Origin of the sequence: Sphingobacterium sp. UBA2610, assembly GCF_002339225.1 — a bacterium.
In the GTDB taxonomy this organism is placed as follows: domain Bacteria; phylum Bacteroidota; class Bacteroidia; order Sphingobacteriales; family Sphingobacteriaceae; genus Sphingobacterium; species Sphingobacterium multivorum.
Genome location: NZ_DDKA01000013.1, coordinates 212,325 through 230,557 on the forward strand (window position 1 = coordinate 212,325; position 18,233 = coordinate 230,557).

The following is an 18,233-nucleotide window of genomic DNA, read 5'->3' on the forward strand; positions in this document are numbered from 1 at the left end:
ATCTTCTACTTAAGAGAATTAAATTCCTTTAAAGTTTGCATACAATACCATTCTTGGCGAGGGAGATGGAAAGGACCTTTAAACAAATTCCCTTTTGCGGTTTGGGCAATCTTCCCATCACGATGGAGGTAACCATACCACTCACCATTGATTTTATCGTGAAAATGATCATAGGCATACTGATTGATCTGCTGATGCCAATTTTTATATTTCTCATTCCCAGTCATCAGGTAAGCGAGTAATGTTGCGATAATCGTTTCATTCTGCGGCCACCAAAATTTCATATCTTGCCAATATTCTTGTACTGGCTTTCCATAGACATCTTGAAAATAGAGTATACCACCATATTCTTTATCCCAGCCCCGTTCCCACATATAATCCAACATACGACAGCCTAGATCAATCAAATGCGGATCGTTTCCCCGGGATCTAGCTTCATGTAGGATAAACCAAGCTCCTTCGATAGCATGTCCGGGATTGAGTGTACGACCGTCAATATGATCGACAATTTCACCTTCAGGTCCTACTTGTTCCATCACGCAGCGAATATCGTCCTTAACAAAATCACGTTCAATCTGTGCGATACAATCACTGATGACACGATCACAACGCGGATCCCCAATGGTCTCACGAATCTGCTGTGCCGTATTGATCATAATCATCGGCACACCTATTCCCTTCATTGGCCTTGTGGCTTCATACTTTGGTTCGATCAATTTTTCTCCATTTGCATACGCGAGGCAAATTCCCAACAGATGTCGTGCTTCATCTGCTATCTCCTCGTCTCCAGTCGCTTTTGCATAGGCTGCAAAGGCGATTGCCGCGAAAGTCTCCGAAAAGAAATAGCGACGCATACGAATAGGATCGCCTAGGCGGTCAACATGAAAATACATTTTTCCATTAGCGTCAAAACAATGCTCTTTCAAAAATTCATAGCCGATTCGGGCTCCTTCCAGCCATTCCTCTTTCTGTTCAACCGTATTGTAAAGTGTGGCCAGCAACCAGCATGCCCTTCCCTGTATCCATACGGCTTTATCGGTATCTATCAAAGTCCCATCCTGATCGCGCATGAACAAATATCCGCCATATTCATGGTCAATGGACCGTGGAAACCAAAATGGTACAGTGTCTTTTAAAAGCTGATCACGATAGAATACTTCCAAATCCTTCAAGTAATCCCTGTCTATTATTTTTGCGGTATCTTTTATACTTATCTGTTTCATGTGTTTTACTACTTACATCAATTCATTTCTATTTATTGAATCTTCAAAGCGAAAGTGGATACCGGTGTTCCAATTTCATTTTGAAGATTTGCTCTACTGAATGGTTCGAATCCATACAGGATTTTGGTGATTTGGAAATTCGGTTTAACGATCTCGATGGTATTATCCGATACGATATTTGTGCTTACATTGAAAATCCTTCCTTTATTGTCCATCAGCTGAAATCCTCTTACCGCTGTATTTTCCTGAGTTTTTAATTTTTTACAATGATCAAATATCAATACCAGCTTATCCTCATGAAGTGTACAACTGACCGGATCAGGATGATCGGCATTCAGTTCAACGTTATACAAGTGTTCCTGCACTAAATTTGCCAAGCGCTGGCCTACTGTAATCTTTTCACGGGGATGTACATCCAAAGAATCTCCTACATCGAGCGTTACGGCCATGTATGTACCTTTAATGCCCTTCTCCAATAAGCGTTGTGCGTTTCTAAAATCTCCCCATGAAGGCCTGTCTATACTGGAGAGCTGCGCGAAGAAAAAGGGCAGTTCTTGGTGAAAATTCTTCCGCCAGGAAGAAACCAATGTTTTAAAAAGACGTTCGTAAAGTTCTATATTATGCGCATTGCTTTCACCTTGATACCACAGTATTCCTTTCAACCCGGTGTTTAACCATTTGCTGACGCCAGCTTCAAAATTGTAAGCTGGTTGATACGGATGACGTTGATTTTTCACGTTCGAACCAGCGAGATTCTGACCCGCACGTTCCCGACAGAACTCCTGCACAAAATCAGATTTTTGCCAGTTATGAATATAAGAAGCCAGCAAATCATCGTTTTCCAATGATTTACGGTCAATCCACGATTCGGTATTGGATCCACCGACAGACAGATCAATAATGCCAATCGGAATATGTTGTTCTCTGGCTATTTGTTCAGCAAAAGCATAAGCAACTGCAGAGAACTGTGCTGCTTCATCTTCATTCGCTTGCCTCCAGCTGCCGTTGAAATAGGCCAAATCGTTTACTTTTTTTAAGCTCGCGGTATCCCATGCAACGGCATTGGTCTCCACAAGATTTTGACATTTAAAAAGCCGCAGATGCTGTATTCTGCCGGCATTTCTGATCAACGAATCACTGTTTGTGGCACGGCGAAGTTGAAAAGCCATATTCGATTGTCCCGAAGCGAGATATACATCGCCAAAAAGAATATTTTTCAACACTACTTTCTGTCTGCCAGAACTCACTGCGATTTCATAAGGTCCCCCAGCTTCCATTTTGGGCAACTTGATTTCCCAGGAACCATCAGGATTGCCCCTAGTCTTATAGCTTTTCTTATTGAAAACGATGTTGATCTCAGCGGCAGCAGTGCCCTTACCAAAGATGCTATTCTCCCAATTACGCTGGAGCACCATATCCGAACCGATGGTTTCGGCCACTTGTAGTTTTTGGCTAAGAGGTACCAGTGCATTAGCCACCTGTCTCGCAATCATTGTTGCTCCTTGCTTATTTGGATGCAAGTAGTCGTCGAAAAGATCTATTCGATACCGAAGCGGGGTGTTGAGATCAATCAGTCCGACTTGATTATTTTGAGCAATCTGAGGAATCAATTCCTGAATCTGGTTGTACCAATCGCGGGTTCCTGAGAGAAAACGCGGATGACCGCTAAAGATAGGCGTCAATCGACAGATGTAAATTTGCATTTTGGGATTAACGGATCGTATGGAATCAATCAAATCCGCGTAATCTGATGCAAAGGAGTATTTATAATTTGGCCAGTTTCTCGGATCGGTATCATTGATTCCCAAATGTATAATGGCAACATCGGGTTTAAAATCCAAGGCCTTCTTGTATTCCTCTGTTTTAAAATAAGGTCTATGCCCCTTACGTAAAAGAGTGGCTCCTGAATGGCCAAAATTCCGTACTTCAAACCGCTGGCCCAACAATGACTGAAGCTGCCCTGGATAAGAATCCAGCCTAGGATTGCCGAGGTCATAACCAAAGGTTACGGAGTTACCAATACAAGCTACCTTTGTCCGGGGCTGTCCCAAGGAAATTAAGATGGAAAGGATCAAACAAAAAAGTAGGCCTCCTTTTTTTGAAATACTGATAGGCATTATGTGGATGAAGGGTTTCATATTCATGATCTATTCATTCAGGATATAGCTGCGGTTACTTTTCCAGTGTTTTCGGTTTAAGAAATAGGATTTGCAAGAGAAGTGCTAACAGTACCGCAGCCCCCAATAATGCAAAACCTAACCCAAAATGGCCTTCATCCTTAAATCTTCCCAGCCATTGTGTGATGACAGCTCCAGCAAATACACCTACCATATTCATAAAGCCATAAGCGGTTGCCCGCAAATTTTTGGGAACAACCTGACAAAGAATAGGCATATTGTTGGCATCGAAAATACCAAAACCAATTCCAAAACAGACTGCCGCCCCCACAACTGCAGGTAGAGTCTGACCTAACCCTAAAAACAATAAAGCCGGTATAGTCAGTCCAAGGCCAATGGCACTGGTATAGATGCGACCGCGGATATGTTTTTGCACCCATCTGTCACTGAGTATTCCGCCGACGATAACCCCGATAAAGGATGAGATCGCAATTGTGATTGTCGACAATGGACCTGCGCTGGCCATTGGAATATTTAGGCTATCTGCAAACAATGTTGGCAGCCAATTTTTGATGGCCCAACCCGGTAAGCTTGGAGCGGCGAAATAAAACAATAGAATCCAGAATGCTACATTGGAAAATAGCAGCAGTAAGCTTTTAAAGAGGGGTAATTGATCTTCTGAAGTACGCTCATCAGTTGACGGTTCGTGCTTCTTCTCCAGGAGCAAGACTGCAAGTAGGAGGGCATAACATATTCCGATAATTCCAAACCAATGAAAAGCAGTATGCCATCCTTTTGAAGCGGCTAATGTTGCACCAAAACCGCCTAAAGCCTGCCCCGTATAGAGTCCTGTCATATGTAGCCCAATGGCCAGCGATCGATTTTTTCCAGTATGGTAATCGGCGATCAAGGAAAGGGCTGTCGGGATATACAGCGCTTCACTAAACCCCATAATAGCCCGTAGTACCAATAGTGTTGTGTAATCGTGCGCCAGCCCCATACCATAAGTTACCGCTGACCAAACAAAAAGACTACCTACGATCAGCCATTTTCTATTGCTACGATCGGCAACGATACCCGCTATCGGACTCATAAGACCATAGATGTAAAGAAATACGGCCATCAATACACCAAAAGTCTCAGCACGCTGCAACTGTGGAATATCGACCTGCATGGCTTCACGCATAGTTGATAGCATCTGCCGGTCCATATAATTCAACAGGGCTACCCCCCAAAGGAGTGCTACAACGAGCCACGGGTAAAAAGATTTATGTCGTAAAGAAGAGATCATCTTAAGCTTTATCAGGGTTATATGAATTTTTTATATCTTATTTTTTCAATCCTATTTATTAGAAAATGTTGCTACTAAAATCTCAGGAGTACGAACGCCTGCCTTAATTTCGCCGCTAGGCAAAATGATCATGTCGTCCCAGACCACCGCTGTCGTGGTCACCGGCCCATCCGATGGCAGATCCGCCATCCGGCTCCATTTTTTAAGATTCAAATCATAGCGCCATATTGCTCTACCGAAACCAGGATGATTGATTTGCAATTTGTTTTTAGCATCAATAAGTTGCTGTCTCTTCGATGGATTCGCTTCCTTTTTAGCGTCAAAGATCAACGATTCCACCCGATGGAAGGTATCACCCCGATCTGCGCTCAGCAACCATATTCCTTGGTCGGGTAATAAACATGCGGTTCCTGCCGCAGCAGGAAAAGGAATGTCTGCCTGTTTAGACCAGGTACGACCATCATCGGTAGAGCACCATAGTTCATGGTATAACGTTGAAGGGCTCTCAGGATGAGCCTTTCTTCCACCCAGTAGATAAAGATTATTTTGGCTATCAGACAACAATTGTAAATGGGAGACGGCATAGGGTAATTTTCCCACACAGCCCCATCCTTTTTCAAGATGCGCCAGATCCAATTGCAAAACTTGGTCCGATACCGTATCCTGCTTTTCACCACCGACGATGACGAGTTTATTCCCATGAACTACCGCTCCCATATTGGCAAGCGGAAATGGGAGATCCGGAAAGTCTGACACCGAAATTTTCTTGTTAGAGCCATCGTATTTAATTAGTCGACAAGCGGCTGTTTTTCCTTCAAGAGTCTCTCCACCGATAACCAGCAATCCATCGGGTAGACTCAGGCTGGCAGCGTATGCAACCGCCATAGAAAGACTATCCTGCGCTGCTAAACGTAGTCTTACCCCTTCTTTTCTGTAAATAAATACTTCTTTTTGGATCTCTTTCGCACCGCCTTCCCAGGGTGGTAAATGCGGAAAATTCGCTCCACCGGCAATCAGAAGACAATCGCCTGTGACACCAGCTATTGGTCCTGCCAAACCAATATGCGCCTTTCCATCTTGCATAGCCGGCAACGTAATGCCTTTATGCCATTCCAATTGACCGACTTGTGCATCAACAGCTCCTGTAAACAGTATTCCCACGATAACTCCCATCCAATGTTGTTTTGTCATATCTATTTATTGTTGAACATACTCGCCAAGCTATTCTTAGTTATCTCCTGAGGGAAACACGTTAGCCCACAAGAACAAGTGAGCTAACTTAATGCGCAAAAACCCTGAAAGCCAACTTTCACCGCATCTTCCGTAAACAGTTCAAACTGCTCAACAGACATATTTTTCACGGGCAATCTAAATGCTCCGCAGTCAAGCCCAATTAATTTCATATACGCTTTCCCTACTGAAATACCACCATACTTCCCTAACAACGTGATCATATCGATAGATTGCTGCTGCAAAGCATTAGCTTTTTCAAGCTCTCCCTTATCATAAGCCTCCATAAGTGCAAGGTATAAAGGTGCTGCGTAGTTATAGGTACTTCCGACCGCTCCTTTGTTACCTAATACCAAAGCGGACAGCATATTCTCATCTCTTCCCCATAACATATCATACTTGCGATCTGCATAATTCATACAGCTTAGAAAATCCATAAAATCTTCGTGTGTATATTTGATTCCCTTAAAATTGGGTATCACCCCATCAATCTGCTTCAACAGGTCGATCATCTGGAAATTTCCGCCGGTCAATACAGGAATATGATAATAATAGAAAGCCGTATTCGGTGCCGCACGTGCAATTTCCACACAACATTTTGCCAATTGATCCACATTAGCAGGTTTGAAATAAGATGGTGCAGTAAATGACACGACATCGACCCCTGCTTGTTCGGCCAGCCTAGCCAATTGTTGGCATTCTTTGATATTTGTTCCGCCCAGAAGCATCATGAGTGTAAATGCATCATCCTCTTTTGTCAATCTGGCCCAAGCTGTCATCACTGCAACTTTTTCCTCAAAAGTCAACGACACCCCTTCTCCGGTAGAGCCACAAATAAAGGCTCCCGTGACGCGGTTGCGCTTTAACATCGCATAGTATTGCGGAATCAGCTCAAGATTCAATTCTCCGTTTTCATCGAAAGGAGTAAATGGCGCTGCAATTAATCCTGAGATTTTTTGATTTAGCATATGGTATTTTATATAAAAAGTTAACAATATCCTGTCTCAATCCCACGCGAAGGTCTGAGACAGGATATTCGTTTTTAGGTTCCCTTATAACCTGGATTTTGCTGATCATTTAATTTGGGATCTACAGTAAGTGTCCCCAAGTCTATTGGCCATAAGATTTTATGTTTCTGACCATCAATATTGTTCAATACGCCGACTAAGTTCAAATCTTTACGAAACACCAATGGTTTTCCAGCAGAATCCTGCATGCGTCGCAAATCGAACCATCGCTTGCCCTCGGACACAAATTCCTTTGTACGTTCATAGAAGATCGCTAATTCGTTTGCCTCAAAACTGCTATTTATAAACAAAGGTGCTTTTCCAGCGTATGCCCGATTACGTACAGCCATGATTTCAGCAGTTGGATCCTCTCCCAATTTATTCTTAATTTCCGCCAACAATAAATAGGCCTCCGATAGACGATAAACAGGATAATCATCAGAATAGTTACGAACGCCGTCTATCAAAGTTCCCAAGAATTTTCTAAATACTATAGCAGATGTATTTCCTTTATTAAAATTAAGGAATGTTGCATTTGCCCTCGTATCAGCCTTTTCATATAATCTGTAGAGGTCCATTTTATACTCGTAACGGATCAAACCCGTGGATCCAGCCTGAAGAGGATCTTTTGGAATTGCCTGCCCATTATCATCTACATAGCCTGTGATATCATCACTTGCCGCATAAATGAAATTACTGAAAAATGAAGTCGCTTCTCCATTTAGGTAACGAAGTACAAAGATCATTTCAGCATTACCTTTCATCGCTGGTACACTGGCAGATTTAAAGGCCTCTGCAAAATTGCTGACAAGCGTATATTTAGGAATTACTTCTTCTATAGCGGCTTTTGCAAGTTTTAATTCCGCAAGACTATTCTCTGGGGCCTTTCCATCCACATCAACTTTGGCCGACCATAAATATACCTCCGTTTTTAACATTTTTGTTGCCGACAAAGACCATTGTGCTTTTTGATTTTTAGTCTCGTAGTTTCCTGAAAACGATTTTTCCGATTTATCAACTTCCGATTTGATAAAGTCTAAGGTTTCTTTTTCCGTTTCTGTTCGCGCCTTATATGCTTCTTCTGCCGAGGTCGGGGTATTAATTGCTGCTTGTGGTTCTGTCACCAAAGGCACCCGGCCATAAGTTCTAAACAAATAGAAATAATAAAAAGCACGCAGTCCGTAGGCTTGCCCCAAATAGTAGCCCTTTTGCAGATCTGTCAAATAATCGGCTTTCTCAACCTGATAAATAAAATTGTTTACCTGAAAAATTGGCGCGTACAATCCAGCCCAGCCCGATATGCCAGGAGAACTTTCACGAATATCCTGTGTAATTATCCCTGCTGAGTTCAATGATGCTGTTCCTGTAAAACTGGTACCATCTCTTAAGGTTCCCCCACGCAGTTCACCCAAATTCCATAAGTTTTGCTGTTGTCCACGTAACTGGGTGTGGAGTCCCAACATAGCACCAGCAACCTGCTCGTTGCTTTTCCAGAAACTGCCGCTGGCAAAGTAATCCTCGGGACTAAGGTCTAAGTCAATTTCTTTGCAAGAAGAAAACAGAAAAACTGCAAGACCTATATATATAAATATCTTTTTCATAATTTGGAATTAAAATGTTAATTGAAGCCCAAGTATAAATGTTTTAGGAAGAGGGTATCCGCCTCCATTTTGTCCCACACTTCCACTTTCAGGGGAGAACAATGTATTTTTTGACCAATAGTGTAAATTTTGGCCTGTGGCGGAGATGCTTAAATCTTCCATTTTTAATCGGTTAGCAATGGATTTAGGCAAGCGATAAGAGACATTAATCTCTCTAAATGCCAGATAATTTCCTTTATTATAAAACATACTACTTTCCCGACTCGTATTATTTTTAAATAATTGATCTGCCCAATAATAAGTCGGATATTTTGCATTTGGATTTTCAGGTGTCCATGTATCAAATACACTTGTTGTCGTATTGAATGTTCCCTGCATCATTCCAAGAAACCAGGCTCTCGGTCCGTCATAAGCAACATAGCCCAATGCGTAATCAAAACGGGTACTCAAGTTAATATTCTTCCAGCGCAAAGCTGCACCAAATCCGCCCGTCCATCTCGGCACTGTATTTCCCATATACACCCTATCATAAGAATTGATTATACCATCTCCGTTTACATCCTTCCACATAACATCGCCTAAAGCTAATGGATAGTATAAATTCTTCTCACTACTGGACAACGCATTATAGACATCCGGATGTACCAATGTACGTGCACCGATCAGATCCTTCAATTGCAAGGCATAGCTATCCAACTGTTCTTTTGTCCGAATGATCCCGATGGCTTCATAAGCATAAGCAACATTCGGGTCTTGCCCCTCCTGATTGCCTCCTACCCAAATGAGTTCTTTGGATTTTGGATCATAAACCTGTAAACCGCCTTGTCTGTTATTTTCAACGCCATTAAAAGGCAATTTTAAGATCTTGTTCTTATTATACGCCGTATTCCAATTAAAGCTTAGATCCCAATCTTTCCTTCTCAGCATTTGATAATTCACCCCAATTTCGACTCCCTGATTCTGCATATCACCATTGTTGGTCGTAATTGTAGTAAAACCGGCTGAAGCTGGTAATGATAAACTTGCAATCTTATCTTTAGTCGTCCGATGATAATAGGCAAGACTCAAATCAATCTTATTTAAGATTCTGGATTCAAGTCCGACTTCTTTTGTAATCAAACTCTCCCATTTGAGGTTTGGAATTGAAAGCGTGGACATGGTGTACCCCACTTGCCCATCATACTTGTTTGTGCCATATGAACCTTGAAGTGTATAAGATCCGATTCCACTGACATTACCGTTCCCTCCATAACTAGCGCGTAATTTTAACGTATTTACGACTTTATCAGTGCCTAAATAATCCTTCAGGAAATCTTCACGGTGTAGAGCCCAACCGACTGAAACTCCAGGAAAGGTTCCCCATCGATTATTTAGTAATGTCGAATAACCATCTCTACGTGCAGTCAATGTCAAAAGGTATTTTTCTTTATAGTCATAGTTTACTCGTCCAAAATAGGACATGATACGTTGTCGATCATGGTATGAATCGATACTTCTTTTATTGGCCTCTGGACTCGTTAATCCAAGATCCATAAAGTCGTCTGTTGGAGCTCCACTTCCCGCAGCTGTAAATCCATTGTTATACGTATCAAAAAATTCCGACCCCAACATCGCGTCAATATGATGCGAACTCGCGATTTCAGTTCTGTAATTTAAGACTGCGTTATAGGTTTGATTATATATTTTATCATAGGAAGCCGAGGAATTTCTTGTGCGAACATAATTTCCTGGGCTGGCTATATAATCCTTATTAAAGGACTCCGAAGTAGACTGGTTAAAAAACCAGTTTCCACTGACGCGTAAGCTAAGATTCTCCAAAAAATTAATTGTAAAAGCTTGGGTAAGCGTAAGCTTCTGATTTAGATTTTTACGAATGAACTTATCATCATTTACCAGAGGGTTCCCATCTTGATAATCACGACCAACGAGCAGATCTCCATTGGCATTTGTACCACGCATTGTTGGAGGGGCCCCCAGTGCCCGCGTCATATAGTTTCCTTCTCCGTTAATAGCGTCACGCCATTTCGTATACGCGAAATTCACCCCTGACAATGAATGTAGCCAAGGTTTAACTTTATATTCGCCATTTAACACAAAAGTTGTACGATCATAAAAAGTATTGATTGGCATCCCTTTCTCGTTATACTTCCCCACACTTCCATAATATTTACCTTTATCGTTCCCACCTTGTAATGCGATATTATAATCTTGCGTCAAACTAGCATCACGAAGTGCATATTTAGCATAATCAAAATCTTTAAAAATTAGTTCTTTTCCAGTCACAGGATCAATCATGGTCTGCCATCCCTGTTGCAACAATTCACGATTGGTATCATCGAGCAACATGGTACTCCACACGGCATTGCTGGTAAGATTACCATCTAGGATATTTCCTTTATCATCCTTATATTTATTCCCCGTACCAAAGGGGCCCACACTCGTTAATTGATTCAATTGGGACGGTTGATATTGCCCAGATACCTGAACACCTTTTCTACTCCAGTTTAAGTAATCTTTGGCACTTAGGAAATCAAAAGGGTTGTTCAATTTATTAACACCAACTTTAGACGACAATGTAATATTGGAAACACCTTCTTTTCCCCTTTTTGTGGTTATCAATATCACACCGTTTGCAGCCCTAGCACCATAAATTGCTGTAGCAGAAGCATCTTTTAAGACATCTATCGATTCAATGTCATTTTGATTAATGTCATTAAATCCATTTCTAATCAAGCCGTCAACAATAACCAATGGCGTGCCACCGCCGCCATACGTAGTCCCACCTCGAAGCACAACCGTGGGTACAGCTCCCGGTCTTCCTGAAGTTTGCTGCACTCGAATACCCGGTATCGTACCCGCTAAAGCAGAAGCTGGGTTCGAGCGAACTCCAGTTTCAAGCACTTTTTTATCCAAGCTGCTTACAGACCCCGTTAAATTCGACTTCTTCATTTTTCCATACCCCACCACCACGACTTCATCCATTTGCTCAACCTTGGACTCGAGTTTGATATCCAATTGATTTAATTGCCCAACTTTCACTTCATATGGTCTATACCCCGTAGACGTGATAATTAATACGGTATTGGGATTCGTGCTGATCGAGAATGTTCCATCAGCGTTTGTCTGCAAAGATTGGCTGGACCCTTTGACTTTTACAGTAACATTGCCAAGCAATTCCCCTGTCTTTGCATCGGTAATTTTACCCCGCACGGCATGGTCTTGTGCTTGCGCTAAGAGCATGTTGCCCATCAAAATAGACAGGCTGAGGAGGGTTCGTAATTTTAGGTTTGAATACATATTGGTTTGTATTAAGTATTACATATATGCAAATATATAAATTACAAAATGTAAAAAACAAATTTTAATTAAATTATGTATAACATATTAATCACATTTATTAATTATCTTTGCCTTAACGCGCCTAATGCGCTATTATGTAATATATATGGAACCGAATTCTTCGTTCATAGAACATCTGAATACAATTGATACTTCTTCTCTTGTAGATCGTGCCGAAAAAGAAATCATCAATCTTTTTGTCAATCAAGGCTTAAAGGTTGGAGATGCTTTACCTAAGGAAATTGAGCTGGCAGAAACCCTTGGCGTAAGTCGTACGGTGGTTCGCGAAGCCATGTTGCGGTTGCGTATGGTCGGATTGATCGAGTCCAAAAAACATCGCGGAGCTGTTTTAACGAGTCCAGATCTTATAAAACCCCTACGCAAATCACTTTATCCGACCATTATGGAAAACAAGACCTTACAGGATCTTTTTGAAATGCGTATGGTTCTGGAGATAGGTATGGCGGATATTCTCTTTGAACATATACAAGAAAAGGACATGGAGGAATTGGAAGCGATCGTTGCAAAAGAACCTATAGATGCAGATAATACTATTTTCGACATTGAAACTGAAATTGCCTTCCATGGTAAGCTTTACGAAATAACTGGAAATACGATTCTCAAAGACTTTCAGAACATGCTTTTACCTGTTTTTCAGTATGTGCACAGCAGTGGCTTACTGACCAGTCCCAGCTCATCGAAAAGCTTTATCTCACACCGAGGCCTAGTAGATATATTGAAGGTGGGCAATGCTGAGGTGTTTCGAAATGCCATGCGCAAGCATCTTGATAATCATTATCAGCGCCTTTTTTTATATAAGAAATCTATTGGATAATCTGTTTAACAGGATTGATTCACTTTACGATAGAAAGGCCCGATTATATGATTGGGCTTTAAGCATCTACTAAAGCGAAGAGTATACACTTAATATTGCCTTAAATCCCATAATTGTCCTATAAAAAAGATCTGATCTATCCTTTATTCTCATTGTAATTCGAATCAAAAATACAGCGGCAATGATATGAAAAAGTAAATTCACTCACTTAATTATTTTATGTAATACATAATAATCATTATCTTAGTCAGCATGATAATGCTTCGCTAACGCTATACTATTTCAAATCGCATAGCTTAAAAAAGCTTGATTCATTCAATTTAAACCGAAAACACAATGAAACTCAGGATCTTTTTATTTGCTGTACTCGCAACATTTCTGCATAAAAATACATTTGCACAAAAAAAGCCTAATATCATTATCATTATTTCCGATGATCATGCCTATCAGGCAATAGGCGCCTATGGTTCGAAATACGGAAAAACACCACAGATAGATCGCATCGCTGCTCAGGGTGCTCTATTTAAAAATGCGTTTGTAAACAATTCCATCTGCGGACCATCCCGGGCTACATTATTGACGGGCAAGTACAGCCATAAAAATGGATTCAAAGACAATGAAACTTCTGAATTCGACTTTAGCCAAGATCTTTTTGTGAAACAGCTCCAAAACGTAGGTTACAATACCGCTTGGGTGGGTAAAATTCACTTAGGAGACAAACTGCAAGGTTTCAACTATTATGACATTCTTGTTGGGCAGGGAACCTATTTTAATCCAGATTTTATCAGCAAAGAGGGCCGCAAACGCACTGAAGGGTATGTATCCGATATCGTAACCGAAAAAGCAATTGATTGGTTAGATACCGTAGATGCTGAGAAGCCCTTTTGTCTAGTCATCGGTCACAAAGCTACACACCGTACCTGGATGCCGGATCCAAAGGACTTTGGGAGCTATGATGCTGTAAATTTCACCTTACCCGCTACTTTCTACGACAATTACCAAAGTAGGCCGGCAGCTGCATTGCAGGAAATGTCCATTGACAAGGACATGAAAATGGGCTACGATCTCAAAATGTTCAATTCGTTGGAAGACATGATGGCCGACGGTAACTTCAAGCGGATGAACCAAACTCAAAAGGACAGCTATATCGCCTATTACCGTCCTATTTATGAACAATTGAAACAGGGTAATTTGACAGGAAAACAGCTCGCTGAATGGAAATTTAGACGATTTATGATTGATTATCTCAATACTGCCCAATCCATGGACCGCAACATCGGGAAAGTATTGGATTATTTAGATCGAAAATCCCTCGCTGAAAATACAATTGTAATCTATCTTTCAGACCAAGGTTTTTATATGGGTGAACATGGCTGGTTCGATAAACGTTGGATGTATGAGGAGTCTTTTCGTACACCAATGGTCATGCGGTACCCAGCCCTGTTACACCCAAACTCAACTATAAATGCTAAAATTGTCAACGCTGATATCGCTCCCACGCTATTGGAATTAGCTGCTATCCAAAAACCGAAAGACATGCAAGGTGAATCTTTTGTTCATGTTCTGAAAAATAACAGCGAGGAACATCGGAAAGATCTGTTCTATCATTATTTTGAAAATGGCGAACATGCCGTGAGCCCCCACTTTGGTGTTCGTGATGATCGGTATAAATTGATCCGCTATTATAAACGGATCGAAAATTGGGAACTCTTTGACCTTCAGAAGGATCCCAATGAACTCCATAATATCTACAAGGATCCTACCTATCGAAGCGTCGTCAAACGGATGAAAAAGAAACTTCTCACGCAAATGCGCCAATTTGATGACAAAGAAGCAGAAGCAATTTACAAAATCAACATCGACCAATAATGCCATGAGGGTATCCGATCTACTGGATACCCTCATTTTAATACTATACCCTTCTTCAAATTGCTTATCGAAATGCTAGCTATATCGTGAAGCACAATATAATCATCGCAAAAAGATTGCCCTTCAAACAAATAATTCAAAAGATATTGTAACAAATAAAATCCGCAATCGATTGTTTTTTAAATAAATTTTCATTTATAATATAAAATTCATTTCTTTAATATTGTATTAAAATGATTTACATTTAATCATTTTGACCCTCAATATAGCCAAGATATACGTACTTAAATTTTATGAAAATTTACTTATTTTTAATTTTATTACTAACCACAACTATAGTTATAGGCCAATCGAAGGGAAAAGTTCTCGGGACGGTATTTTCTCAAAACGCGGAACCATTAGAAAAAGCAACTGTAACGATTCTCAATTCAAAAGACTCTTCCGTGGTTTCCTATCTCCTTACTGATACAAAAGGTAAGTTTGAATTTGTTAAAATTCCAACAGGCACCGCACTAACACTTTTTATTTCACATGTCAATGCAAATCCCTTTCGTCAAGAATTCAATATTCCTAACGGAGAAAATTATGATTTCACTCTATTAAAGCTCGATTCCAAAAGTCTCGATGAAGTAGTCGTCAATATCGTTCCCCCCGTGCGGATGAATAAAGATACGTTAGAATATAACACCAACTTCTTCAAAACTCGCCCCAACGTCAACGTAGAGGAATTGCTCAAAGAACTACCTGGTCTGCAGGTCAATATGGATGGTTCGATTTACTATCAAGGAAAAGAGGTTTCAAAAGTAAAAGTAAATGACAAGGATTTCTTTTCGAGTGATCTCCGTATTGCTACACGAAACCTGGACGCTTCGCTTATTAAAACTGTACAGGTGTACCGTGATAAGGGTGAAACAAAAAAGGATAATGAAGACGAAGATAAACTGCCGATCACGATTAATTTAAAATTTAAGAAAGATTTCCTCAGAGCGAGCTTCGGTAAGCTCTATGGCAGTGCCGGTACCCGGAGTAGATATGAGGCTGGCGGTTTATTCAATACATTTAAGGATACACTCCAGCTGAGTTTAATCGGTTTCGGAAATAACATTAACCGCCAAAGTTTTGACTACAATGAATTGAACCAAGAAGCTGGGCTTGGTCGTTCCGAAAATTATGGTTTTGATAATTTTGGAGGTAGAAACTATTCAGGTAAAGCCAACGATATAGGCTTAGGATTTAACCTCAACAATGACTGGGGAAAGAAAACCAAGTTGAATATCATGTATATGCTGAAATATAATAAAGCCGAAAATCAGAATACAGGCAATCAAATTTCTTTATTCGACCAGGAAAAACAATATTCAGAATCCAATTACCAACAACAGGAGAGATCTGTAGGGCATAATATCAAAACCCTGCTCCGTCATCGCATGGACACCACAGCCTACTTTGAATTTACACCGAGTTTGGGTATCAATACAAAAAACAGCTCAACCTTAGGAAGGAACCGCTCCTATACGGATCTCAAAAAACTAAATGACGCAACAGGTACAGGAGGAAATAATGAAAATACACTAAACTATTCACATGGTTTCTATATCGAAAAACAACTCCATAAAAATCATATTGTATCGTTTAGAAATACGGTTTCCATCAATACCAATGAAAAGACCGACAGCTCTTTCCAGCTTACCAATATTTACGATACAGCAAATCCTCAAACTAGTCTATGGCATAAAAACCTAACACAAAATAATTCCAACAATCTCTATTTTAGTGCTGCCTATTACAATAAAACTATTAAAAAACTCAACTTTGATTATTATTTTACCTATGTCACCAACCGGCAGGGACCACAGGAGAGTGTGTACATCAACCGCGACAGTACTGGAGAAGTACATGCCGCTCCCTATGAAAATAGTTACCGTTACAAATACCAGGATTATATTACGGGGATTATATTTTACTGGAGACCAACCAAAGATTTCAACGTAAAATTTGGAACAGCCTATCAAGTAAAGGCAAATCATTTTGATTTACTTAAAATCAATTCGGTCGAGAAATCATCTTTAGGCTACTGGCTTCCCAATATTAACATCCGTTATAAAGATCTAAACCTCGGCTGGTACAAAGATCTCGAGTCTCCCGAACTCTACGGAATTCAACAGCTCGTCATGGATCTAAATCCATTGTATACGCGAAAGACATCTTTACTATTCAACAATATCGAAAAACAGAATGTTAGTATATCCTACTATAAGTATACCTCGAAATTGCAGTTTAATGTCAATGGGAATATCAATTATGTCAATAACAGCATCGGGAGCCGTAGCTGGCGAAACAACAATACAGGACAAATGACCACCCAGATGTTTCTTGCTGGATCAAAATATAACTATAGTGCCTATACTTACCTGAGATACAACCTAAAAGCTAATAAAAATTGGTCATTCTATCTATCGCAAAACAACAATATCTACACCTATGAAAATTATAGTTCCATCAATGATGTTGATAATAAAGGGACCAATATAGGGATTAATGCCAGCCAACAATTTTCCGCGACTTGGAAAAACATGGTGACGATATCACCACAGTACACTTATTCTTGGAACAAAAACATAAATTCGGTAAAAGATAAACCCGACTTTATTGAATCAACCTATTCTACACATAAAATTGGCGCAGGATTGAATATTAATCCGATCCACGGGTTTTCATTGGAATCTACCTACTCGCTAGATAACCGGGCCAGCGGATTGAGTGGAAGAAAAAACTACCATATCTTAAATGCTTCAGTCTATTACACATTGAAAAACAATTCACAGCTAAAATTGACTGGCTTTGACATATTGAATCAGAATACCCAAAATTATTGGGGCAGTCAGGGCAACAGGACGTATTTTGGAAATTCACTAACATTAAAACAATATTTTATGGTAGGTTATATTCACAAGTTTAATATTGTCAAAACAAAGAAATAGATCAGGTAAAGAGCTGAAGCTTGTTCATAACAACGATAAAAATAATCATTACAATCTTTCAATATTCGATATCTTACTTTTCATTTCTTCAAGTTCAGCTCGTGATAAACGTTGCTTTTCAGAATAGCTATCTGCATGTTGCTCGCGCAATTTGCGTAGGCCCTTTCGGCTATCCGCTTCATAATCGTTTAGGTCAAAGGTAACAGAGTCTTTCGTTAAATTGGCGATGCGATAAAGCGTACGCATGGTTTTTCCATCTTTTGTATAAGAAAACTCATACACATCGCCAACCTTTGGATCTTTCAGGTATTTTTCCTTCTTTTTTGCACCGGAAATTCCTGCTATAACAATAGCGGATACAAAAAGTCCAATCAGAACTAAGCCCGCAAAATATCCAATAGGTGTTTTACGGATAGTTCCCGATGATATGGACTGAAGTGTTTGTGGGTCGATTTCACGTTGATAACTTAGCTTTTTGCAATGGGTACACATGGTAATAATCTCCGAGGCATATGGAAATAGGGGTATCCAAAAAATATGAATGTACTTCACTTGTCTGTATGCAAAAAGAGACTGAGCAGTACCACAATATGCACAGTTGCCAATCGCCGATTGCGATCTGTTAGCTAATACCTTTGTTCTTGTGCCAAAAATAATCATTTTGTTATACGTTTTATTACATGGAATGGCTGAACAAGAATGTTGCCCTTTCCTATTTAAGAATACAAAGATTTACAATT

11 protein-coding genes are annotated in these 18,233 nt (G+C 40.2%); 3 read left to right on the forward strand and 8 right to left on the reverse strand.

The window, feature by feature from the left end:
- Positions 1-5: 5 nt before the first annotated feature.
- From B4Z47_RS09785 to B4Z47_RS09815, 7 genes are all read right to left on the reverse strand, one after another.
- Complete coding sequence (locus B4Z47_RS09785) at positions 6-1,223, reverse strand: AGE family epimerase/isomerase (protein ID WP_083295890.1); 1,218 nt, start codon at positions 1,221-1,223, stop codon at positions 6-8.
- 32 nt (positions 1,224-1,255) lie between these two features.
- The gene (locus tag B4Z47_RS09790; protein WP_286710345.1) at positions 1,256-3,367 is read right to left on the reverse strand and encodes a GDSL-type esterase/lipase family protein; all 2,112 of its coding nucleotides are present in this window, start codon (positions 3,365-3,367) and stop codon (positions 1,256-1,258) included.
- Between the two features lie 28 nt (positions 3,368-3,395).
- The gene (locus B4Z47_RS09795; protein WP_070564857.1) at positions 3,396-4,631 is read right to left on the reverse strand and encodes an MFS transporter; all 1,236 of its coding nucleotides are present in this window, start codon (positions 4,629-4,631) and stop codon (positions 3,396-3,398) included.
- A gap of 51 nt (positions 4,632-4,682) precedes the next feature.
- Positions 4,683-5,822 carry a hypothetical protein gene (locus B4Z47_RS09800; protein WP_070564854.1) on the reverse strand — a complete coding sequence of 380 codons (1,140 nt, stop codon included), beginning with the start codon at positions 5,820-5,822 and terminating at the stop codon, positions 4,683-4,685.
- Positions 5,823-5,905: 83 nt separating this feature from the next.
- Positions 5,906-6,829, reverse strand: coding sequence for a dihydrodipicolinate synthase family protein (locus B4Z47_RS09805; RefSeq protein WP_070564851.1), 924 nt, complete (start codon positions 6,827-6,829; stop codon positions 5,906-5,908).
- 74 nt (positions 6,830-6,903) lie between these two features.
- Positions 6,904-8,469, reverse strand: a complete 1,566-nt coding sequence (locus tag B4Z47_RS09810) for a RagB/SusD family nutrient uptake outer membrane protein (RefSeq protein WP_070564848.1) — start codon at positions 8,467-8,469, stop codon at positions 6,904-6,906.
- 9 nt (positions 8,470-8,478) lie between these two features.
- On the reverse strand, positions 8,479-11,766 hold the full coding sequence (locus B4Z47_RS09815; protein WP_070564845.1) for a SusC/RagA family TonB-linked outer membrane protein: 3,288 nt from the start codon (positions 11,764-11,766) through the stop codon (positions 8,479-8,481).
- Between the two features lie 148 nt (positions 11,767-11,914).
- Between B4Z47_RS09815 and B4Z47_RS09820 the strand changes: the two genes are divergently transcribed.
- The 3 genes from B4Z47_RS09820 (at position 11,915) to B4Z47_RS09830 (ending at position 17,493) form a co-directional block, all read left to right on the forward strand.
- Positions 11,915-12,643, forward strand: coding sequence for a FadR/GntR family transcriptional regulator (locus B4Z47_RS09820; protein WP_070564842.1), 729 nt, complete (start codon positions 11,915-11,917; stop codon positions 12,641-12,643).
- Positions 12,644-12,979: 336 nt separating this feature from the next.
- Positions 12,980-14,512 (forward strand): sulfatase family protein, encoded by a 1,533-nt coding sequence (locus B4Z47_RS09825; RefSeq protein WP_070564839.1) that lies wholly within the window; start codon positions 12,980-12,982, stop codon positions 14,510-14,512.
- Between the two features lie 293 nt (positions 14,513-14,805).
- Entirely contained in the window at positions 14,806-17,493 is a 2,688-nt protein-coding gene (locus B4Z47_RS09830) for a carboxypeptidase-like regulatory domain-containing protein (protein ID WP_286727293.1), read from the forward strand.
- 48 nt (positions 17,494-17,541) lie between these two features.
- Here the strand turns inward: B4Z47_RS09830 and B4Z47_RS09835 are convergent, their stop codons facing one another.
- Positions 17,542-18,153 carry a hypothetical protein gene (locus B4Z47_RS09835; RefSeq protein ID WP_070564833.1) on the reverse strand — a complete coding sequence of 204 codons (612 nt, stop codon included), beginning with the start codon at positions 18,151-18,153 and terminating at the stop codon, positions 17,542-17,544.
- Positions 18,154-18,233 lie beyond the last annotated feature (80 nt).

Excerpts from the sequence above, each read along its gene's own strand:
- B4Z47_RS09785 (WP_083295890.1), bottom strand. The coding sequence starts at position 1,223 with ATGAAACAGATAAGTATAAAAGATACCGCAAAAATAATAGACAGGGAT.
- B4Z47_RS09790 (WP_286710345.1), bottom strand. The coding sequence starts at position 3,367 with ATGAATATGAAACCCTTCATCCACATAATGCCTATCAGTATTTCAAAA.
- B4Z47_RS09795 (WP_070564857.1), bottom strand. The coding sequence starts at position 4,631 with ATGATCTCTTCTTTACGACATAAATCTTTTTACCCGTGGCTCGTTGTA.
- B4Z47_RS09800 (WP_070564854.1), bottom strand. The coding sequence starts at position 5,822 with ATGACAAAACAACATTGGATGGGAGTTATCGTGGGAATACTGTTTACA.
- B4Z47_RS09805 (WP_070564851.1), bottom strand. The coding sequence starts at position 6,829 with ATGCTAAATCAAAAAATCTCAGGATTAATTGCAGCGCCATTTACTCCT.
- B4Z47_RS09810 (WP_070564848.1), bottom strand. The coding sequence starts at position 8,469 with ATGAAAAAGATATTTATATATATAGGTCTTGCAGTTTTTCTGTTTTCT.
- B4Z47_RS09815 (WP_070564845.1), bottom strand. The coding sequence starts at position 11,766 with ATGTATTCAAACCTAAAATTACGAACCCTCCTCAGCCTGTCTATTTTG.
- B4Z47_RS09820 (WP_070564842.1), top strand. The coding sequence starts at position 11,915 with ATGGAACCGAATTCTTCGTTCATAGAACATCTGAATACAATTGATACT.
- B4Z47_RS09825 (WP_070564839.1), top strand. The coding sequence starts at position 12,980 with ATGAAACTCAGGATCTTTTTATTTGCTGTACTCGCAACATTTCTGCAT.
- B4Z47_RS09830 (WP_286727293.1), top strand. The coding sequence starts at position 14,806 with ATGAAAATTTACTTATTTTTAATTTTATTACTAACCACAACTATAGTT.
- B4Z47_RS09835 (WP_070564833.1), bottom strand. The coding sequence starts at position 18,153 with ATGATTATTTTTGGCACAAGAACAAAGGTATTAGCTAACAGATCGCAA.